The sequence below is a fragment of the Streptococcus suis genome (assembly GCF_002964045.1).
GTDB classification, from domain to species: Bacteria; Bacillota; Bacilli; order Lactobacillales; family Streptococcaceae; genus Streptococcus; species Streptococcus suis_U.
On record NZ_POPB01000372.1, the window covers coordinates 1 to 7,790 of the forward strand.

8 protein-coding genes are annotated in these 7,790 nt (G+C 41.7%); 2 read left to right on the plus strand and 6 right to left on the minus strand.

What is annotated here, in order from left to right:
* Positions 1-238 precede the first annotated feature (238 nt).
* The 5 genes from dnaX to udk all read right to left on the minus strand — a co-directional run bounded on the left by dnaX (position 239) and on the right by udk (position 3,990).
* Complete coding sequence (dnaX, locus tag C1E99_RS09305) at positions 239-1,906, minus strand: DNA polymerase III subunit gamma/tau (RefSeq protein WP_105207361.1); 1,668 nt, start codon at positions 1,904-1,906, stop codon at positions 239-241.
* Entirely contained in the window at positions 1,906-2,403 is a 498-nt protein-coding gene (locus C1E99_RS09310; RefSeq protein ID WP_105207365.1) for a GAF domain-containing protein, read from the minus strand. The genes dnaX and C1E99_RS09310 overlap by 1 nt, the downstream gene beginning before the upstream one ends.
* 62 nt (positions 2,404-2,465) lie before the next feature.
* Positions 2,466-2,735: a DUF1294 domain-containing protein gene (locus C1E99_RS09315; protein ID WP_029188690.1), complete on the minus strand. Its 270-nt coding sequence runs from the start codon at positions 2,733-2,735 to the stop codon at positions 2,466-2,468.
* Between the two features lie 84 nt (positions 2,736-2,819).
* Positions 2,820-3,359: a PadR family transcriptional regulator gene (locus C1E99_RS09320; protein WP_099776489.1), complete on the minus strand. Its 540-nt coding sequence runs from the start codon at positions 3,357-3,359 to the stop codon at positions 2,820-2,822.
* 1 nt (position 3,360) lies between these two features.
* On the minus strand, positions 3,361-3,990 hold the full coding sequence (gene udk / locus C1E99_RS09325; RefSeq protein WP_099810051.1) for a uridine kinase: 630 nt from the start codon (positions 3,988-3,990) through the stop codon (positions 3,361-3,363).
* Positions 3,991-4,073: 83 nt separating this feature from the next.
* Here udk and C1E99_RS09330 point away from each other — a divergent pair, with 83 nt between their 5' ends.
* A complete protein-coding gene (locus tag C1E99_RS09330) occupies positions 4,074-5,060 on the plus strand; it encodes a Gfo/Idh/MocA family protein (RefSeq protein WP_105207362.1) in 987 nt (328 codons plus the stop codon).
* Positions 5,050-6,132, plus strand: coding sequence for a DEAD/DEAH box helicase (locus tag C1E99_RS09335; RefSeq protein ID WP_105207363.1), 1,083 nt, complete (start codon positions 5,050-5,052; stop codon positions 6,130-6,132). Before C1E99_RS09330 ends, C1E99_RS09335 begins: the two co-directional genes overlap by 11 nt.
* 24 nt (positions 6,133-6,156) lie before the next feature.
* Here C1E99_RS09335 and C1E99_RS09340 read toward each other — a convergent pair whose 3' ends face one another.
* The gene (locus C1E99_RS09340; protein ID WP_105207364.1) at positions 6,157-7,557 is read right to left on the minus strand and encodes a polysaccharide deacetylase family protein; all 1,401 of its coding nucleotides are present in this window, start codon (positions 7,555-7,557) and stop codon (positions 6,157-6,159) included.
* Positions 7,558-7,790 lie beyond the last annotated feature (233 nt).

Below are 7,790 nucleotides of genomic sequence, written 5' to 3' on the forward strand. Positions count from 1 at the left end.
GTTATAGTCAGGTTTTTCTTTGTGTAGCATAGGAGAACCTCATAAGTCCTTTTTCTTATATTATACTCCTAAATACGAAGAAAAGCCCTTAGAAAATCAATTCTAAGGACTTTGTCTTCAGTCTGAAACACCAACTCCGTTGGTGTTTTTGTTAGGAGATTATGAAAAATATTTAGGATTGACTATAGTATAACTCCTCCAAAGGATTTCTTCATCAGTCCTAAGACCGATATTGCTATCAATCGTTTACTATCTCAACGGAGTCCGCTAGAAAGCCAAATTCTTCTGGAACAGGGCTTTCTTCTTTTTCTCTTTCTTGTATTTTTTGCCCCTTGGCCTTGGCTGAAAATTCAGCCCGAATGCTGACCCAATCTTCTTGAGCAATAGCCAAAATCTGTGGCGAGAAGCCTGCGGCCTTGCTGAGAATATTACCAAACATGGTATTGAGATTATCCCGTTTCATAGTCTGTTCAGCATTGAGTGGGGATTCAAAGGCTAAGATTGCATGATTTTCATTCGCAGCAACTGGTTGAGAACCGACAAGTAAGGCCCTGTCTGCACCTGATAAACTCTCGATAATTTCTCCCCAGGCATTTTGCAAGCGAGTCAAATTTTCACGCGCCAAAGCTGGATTTTCCATGGCTTCCTGCAAAATAGCATGAACCTTGCTGGTATCCAATCGGTACTTCTTCGGTGCCTGTGGCTTGCGTGAAACTGGCTTAACAGCACCCGGTTGACTGGAGAGTTGGCTTAATTGTTTCTGTAAATCCGCAACTTGTTGTTGCAAACTGGCTAGTTGCCCCAGTAAATCAGCTGGCAGCTCTGCCATGGCCCCCGAAGGAGAACTATCTTCAGCCAAACGAATGGTCATCATTTCAGCGTAAATCTTGGGTTGAGGACTGGACTTGATGTCCGCCAAGCCCCTGGTCACCATCTCTATCATGGTAAAAATCCGGTCCTGAGCCAGTGCTAGATTTTCCGTAAAACCAGCAGTCAGATGGGTATTCTCACCACCCGTCTGCACGATAAGGAGGTCACGCAGGTAATGCAAGAGGTCCGTCGCAAAACGGCTCATGCTCTTGCCTTGGTCAAACAAGGTCTGCAGATGTCCCAGTGCCGACACGCTGTCTGCCTGACGCAGACTAGCTATATAGGCATCCAGAGCACGTAGGCTAATAGAACCCGTGATTTCCTCCGCAATTTCCAAGGTAACTGTCTGGTCATGGCTGAGACTGAGGGCCTGGTCGAGAATAGACAGGGCATCCCGCATTCCCCCTTCTGCCCTACGTGCAATAATGGTCAAGGCTTGGTCATCAAAACTAATATCTTCCTTGGTCAAAATTTGGGCCAAATGGGCCTGAATATCCGTCACCTTGATGGACTTAAATTCAAATCGTTGCACCCTTGACAGAATGGTAGCAGGAATCTTATGCAACTCCGTTGTCGCAAGAATAAAGACCACATTCTCCGTCGGCTCCTCCAAGGTCTTCAAGAGGGCATTAAAAGCCCCTGTTGACAGCATGTGGACCTCGTCAATGATATAAACCTTATAGGTCGCAAGACTCGGCGCATAGGTCGATTTGTCCCGAATATCACGGATTTCATCGACACCATTATTGGATGCAGCATCAATCTCAATCACATCTTCCAAGCTACCTTCCGTAATAGCCTGACAGATATAACAATCGTTACAAGGCTCGCCTCCAACCTGATTAGGACAGTTCATGGCCTTGGCAAAAATCTTAGCTGCCGATGTTTTACCCGTACCACGAGGACCTGAAAAGAGATAGGCATGACTGATTTTTCCCTGTTCAATGGCCTGTTTGAGCGTGGTCGCAACCACCTCCTGCCCCACCATCTCCCCAAAGGTCTGGCTTCGGTACTTCCTATATAAAGCTTGGTACATTAGCGTTTTTCTCCAAACATAGCAAAATTCCAGTCCGTCTTCTCAACCAAGAGAGCAACGAACTTTTCTAGATAGTCTTGGTCAATCGTATCATAATCAGCTACCAATCTCGAATCCAAGTCCAAAACGCCCAGCAACTGGTCGTTTTTCACCATTGGCACAACGATTTCTGATAGGGCTGTCGCATCGCAGGAAATATAGTTATCATGTAGACGAACATCGTCTACGAGAATAGTCTGGCGCTTAGCTGCAGCCTCACCGCAGACACCCTTTCCAAGTGCGATATGAACACAGGAAACGCCACCCTGAAAAGGCCCCAAAATCAATTCACTACCATCATACAAGTAAAATCCTGTAAAGACAGAGTTTGGTAGAGCCTGATTGAGCAGAGCTGAGGCATTAGACAAATTGGCAAGTGCATTGGTTTCGCCGTCTAATAGAGCCTCCAACTGAGCCAGTAATAATTGATAATGTGATATTTTTTCTTGTTTCATCATAGGAACATTATAGCATAGATAGACTGACATTTATAGTTTGAACAAAAAGAAAAGGCTTCTGCCTAATTCCACATCCATAAGATAATAAGGACATCAATGATAACACCTACCGCCCAAGCCAGTTGAAAATACTTCTTCTGGGTTTTATGACGAAAATGTGTGCCTCCAGCCCATGCACCCAGGCCTCCACCCAAGTAGGCCATGAGCAACAAGGTCTTTTCCGAAATCCGATAGGCATCTTTTCTGGCCTTCCCCTTATCCAGACCATAGGTCATAAACACGATAAGATTCCAAACCAGCAAGACCATACTTACAAATTGTTTGACTGACATATTTTCCTCCAAAACTCACATTTCCTCTACTCTAACAAAATATGAAACGGAAAACAAGAAAAAACGATTCGGAAATCCGAATCGTTATAAACCTGCCAATGTATCCTCTAACCATTTGAGCTGGGCACGATTGCGCTCAATGGCTCGGGTCAAAATCAAGTAATGACCGTAGTTATCTTGGATACTCTCCTTAGTTGAAAACAATTCAACCTTACGACTTTCTAGGTGTTTCAAGTGCTTAGTCACTAATTCAATTTGATTCTCCAACAAACCTGGTATCCGCGGGTCATTTTTATCACGGATAAAAAACATCTTAATTGAAAACAAATCTTTTTGTTGAGGAGTCTCATCATTTGGAACGGATAGCCAATCGTCCAAAATCTGACGTCCAGTAGCAGTCATAGCATACTGCTTTTCTTTCTCATTGCCAGGGACTGCGTGACAGGTAATTAATTCTTCCTTGGTCATACGCTTTAACTCTGGATAAACTTGGCTATGAGCGACTTGCCAAAATTCTCCTAAATCTCGTTGAACATAGTCGGTAATCTGCTTGCCAGTTACCATTTGACCGCTAGCACCCATTATCCCTAGAATAATATGGGGTAATATTCTCTGCTTCGGCATCTTAACCACGCTCTCTTAAAATACTCTCCACCTTGGTGTTGATCAAGTCGATGGCTACAAGATTGCTGACGCCCTCAGGAATGACGATATCTGCATAGCGCTTAGTTGGCTCAATAAACTGGTGATACATAGGTTTCACCACCGAGGTGTACTGCTCAATGATACTATCTAAGCTACGTCCACGCTCTTCCATGTCTCTCTTAATGCGGCGAATGATGCGAATGTCATCGTCTGTATCAACGAAAATTTTAATATCCATCAAATCCCGCAACCGTTTGTCTTCCAATACTAAAATACCTTCCACAATAAATACATCTTGTGGCTCCTGACGATAGGTCTTATCTGAACGTGTGTGCTGAGTGTAATCATAAATCGGAATATCCACTGAACGACCTGCTAACAATTCACTGATATGGTAAATCATTAAATCAGTATCAAATGCAAGTGGATGGTCATAATTGGTCTGTATCCGTTCTTCAAAGGTTAGGTGAGACTGATTCTTATAGTAAGAATCGTGTTCAATCATTGATATGCGAGCATTTGGGAAATTATCCAGAATGGCACGCGACACACTTGTCTTGCCACCTCCAGAACCGCCGGTTACGCCAATAATAATGGGTTTCTGAGTCATCATCATCTCCTTCTATTTTCAATACTATTTTACCATGAAACATGGTATAATGGAAAGGATAACACATAAAGAAATGAGAATTTATGCTAAATTTTGGTATTATTGGCACTTCAGACATCAGCCACAAGTTCATTTCCTCCGCTCATTTGAGTAAATATTTCCAATTATCAGCGATATTTTCAAGAAAAATGGAAACCGCTGTGTCATTTTCAACAAATTACGAAAATGTAATTTTATACACAGAATGGATAAAATTTCTTTCTGCACCGATTGATTTGGTCTATATTGCCAGTCCAAATGCCTTGCATTTTGAGCAAGCCAAGGCAGTCCTTTCTGCTGGTAAACATGTGATTATTGAAAAGCCAATGGTCTCAACACCGCAGGAACTGATTCAACTGCGTCAGATTGCTAAAGAAAATGGTGTCTTTCTATTTGAAGCAGCCCGTAACTACCATGAAGCAGCCATCGCTATCATCAAGGATTTCTTGAAAGAACAGACGGTTTGGGGTGCCAACTTCTCCTATGCCAAATACTCTTCCAAAATGCCTGACCTCTTGGCAGGACAGACCCCAAATATCTTTTCAACTGATTTTTCTGGCGGAGCCTTAATGGATCTGGGTGTCTATACCCTCTATACTGCCATTGGCCTCTTTGGCAGACCAAATGCGGCTCGATACGCTGCCCACCAACTCCCTTCATCCATTGATTTGAATGGGACTGGGCAACTGATTTATGATGATTTTCTAGTAAGCATTCAGGCTGGAAAGAATATCACTAGCAATCTACCAAGTGAAATTTATACCAGTGAAGGCACCCTCACCCTCAACGCCTGCCAACATATCAGCTCTGCTGTTTTTACCAAACATGACGGTAGCCAGCTTGTCCTTCCTATCCAAGCACAAGTAGATTCTATGCTGGAGGAGGTACAAGCCATTGCCCAAGTTATCCAGGCAGGCAATCACGACCTGGCTAATAAATGGCTGGATGTGGCTGAGGCGGTCCATCATACTCTCTACACCATGCGCCAAGACGCAGGAATAACTTTTAAGGCGGATACCCATGAAAACTAACTTCCCAACCAGCTGGACTGACCAGCTGACTCAACTTGGCTTTGAGGACTTTACTCCCATCCAAGTCCAAGCCTTCCAGCCAATCAGAACTGGCAAATCCCTATTGGCAATCAGCCCAACTGGTACGGGCAAGACCCTTGCCTACCTCTGGCCCAGCTTACTGACTTTGACACCTAAAAAGGCCCAACAATTACTCATCCTAGCACCCAATACCGAGTTGGCCGGTCAAATCTTCGACGTCTGCAAAACCTGGTCAGATACCATTGGTCTTAACGCCCAACTCTTTCTATCTGGCTCTAGTCAGAAGCGTCAAATTGAGCGACTAAAAAAAGGACCCGAAATCCTAATTGGGACTCCCGGTCGTATTTTCGAGCTCATTAAATTGAAAAAAATCAAGATGATGAATGTTAACACTATCATTTTGGATGAATTTGACCAACTCTTCTCTGATTCTCAATATCATTTTGTGGAAAAGATTATCGGCTATGTGCCACGTGACCACCAGTTGATTTACATGAGCGCAACAGCTAAGTTTGACCGCAAAAAGATTGCTCAAGATATTGAAAGTATCGACTTATCTGAACAGAAATTGGACAATATCCAGCATTGCTATATGATGGTAGACAAGCGCGACCGTTTGGAAACCCTACGTAAGTTTGCCAATATTCCAGATTTTCGTGCCCTTACTTTCTTCAATAGCCTGTCAGACCTTGGTGCCAGTGAAGATAAGTTGCTCTACAACGGTGTCAATGCCGTTTCCCTGGCCTCTGATGTTAATGTTAAATTCCGTAAGGTCATTATCGAGCGTTTTAAAAACCACGAACTCAATCTCTTGTTGGCTACAGATATGGTCGCACGTGGGATTGATATTGATAACTTAGAATGCGTCCTAAACTTTGAAGTTCCATTCGATCAAGAAGCCTATACCCACCGTGCTGGGCGAACTGGTCGCATGGGCAAGGACGGACTGGTCATTACCTTGGTATCCAGTCCAAGCGAACTCAAGCAACTGAAAAAATACGCTCAGGTGCAAGAAGTTATCTTAAAAAATCAAGAATTATATAAGGTATAAGTAAAAGGAGGCCATTGCCTCCTTTTAATACTGAGCCGGTCCTGCCCACTCTTGATTATAATAAATATACTGCGGATTTAAATTTGGACCCAATAATTCTGAAGTGGTTACAAGATTATATCCTTCAGAGGTCAGGAACTGTAAAACCGGTTCCAAGCTATCCACTGTCGATTGATGGATGTCATGCATCAGGATGATACATCCAGGACAAGCCTGCATTCTAACCTTTTCATTTATGGCATAAACGTCATGACTTAACCAATCTTCTGTATCAACATTCCAATAAATGGAAGGCAATCCCATAGCATCAACAACCGCTTGATTGACTGCACCATACGGCGGTCGAACCAACTTAGGACGTTGCCCAATTGCTGCTTCCACTGCCTGTTGAGTTGATTCAATTTCAAGTCTGACTTCCTCACTTGATAAAGCTGTCAGATTAGGATGGCTCCAGGAATGATTGGCAACCTCATGTCCTTCAGCCACCATCCGTTTCAATATATCCTCATTGCCTGCTACAGCATTTCCAAGGACGAAAAATGTTGCTTTCGCATTATATTTCTTTAATAAATCCATTACAATTGGTGTTGTAGCGGGATTTGGACCATCATCAAATGTCAATGCAATTTGACGTAAATGTGATTTGTCTTCCTTTACTCCCATAAATTCATTGTAGGCAACTTTATCCGACTCAACTAGATAATCACTCTGAACGATTTGAAAAAAATCTGAAATTGGTAGCGTTAAGCTTTCTAAACCAAAAGTTGCATCTGGTAAATAAAGAGTTAACTGACTATCGGCATATCCGAATGTCAATGAATTTAAATCTAATACCTCAAATTGACTTAAAACTGCTTCAATTTCTTCCGCTGACTTTCCTTGATTGAATAAATTTTCCTCTAGTTTACTTGCAATAATTTGACCTGCAAGAGATAAATCATTCAAAAAAATTCCTAAAGTAAATAATTGATTATCTTGAGTCAATAGTATTCTTTCTGATGTTTGATCTTCAATTTTCTTTATTTGAAGATTAGCTACCTCATAATGCTCAGCTTGTATCTCTTTAGCTTTTACATTATTAAAATTTGTATGCCCATCTTTTGAAGAAACAAAAATCAATTTCTTGATTTTTCCAGCTGGCTTTTTACGACCTAGTCGGTTCTCTATATAAGAATACATTTTATTTTCCACATGTGGAATAGCTTGCCCAGCATCATCAGTGGGAAAGGTAGCTATTACATGAGTTGTATCAATATTTCCTACTTGAACTTTTCCTTTACTATTCGTAAGCAAACTATGTTGTTTTTGTTCAATAAACTGAGAAAGCTGATTTGCTTTTAAACCATCAACCAGCCAAAAAGCTAAAGCAATTGCAATTACTAAAAGGACAATATTTACTCCTAGCCAAAAACTTAATTTTCGCATGAATATCCCTTTCAATTAGAATCTATAATCTATGCTAAATGAATAAATGAGATTTGTCAAGTTCATATATACATTCATTTCCTCGGAATTAATTACAAAAAAGATTGCAAAATGCAATCTTTCAGATTGCAGACAAACATCGTTTTGGTGTTTGTCTTTTTTACTGTTTTTAGGGAAAAATAGCTGTTTTGGTGCTTAAACCACCTCATCTGGACAAAATAAAAAGGCCTTCT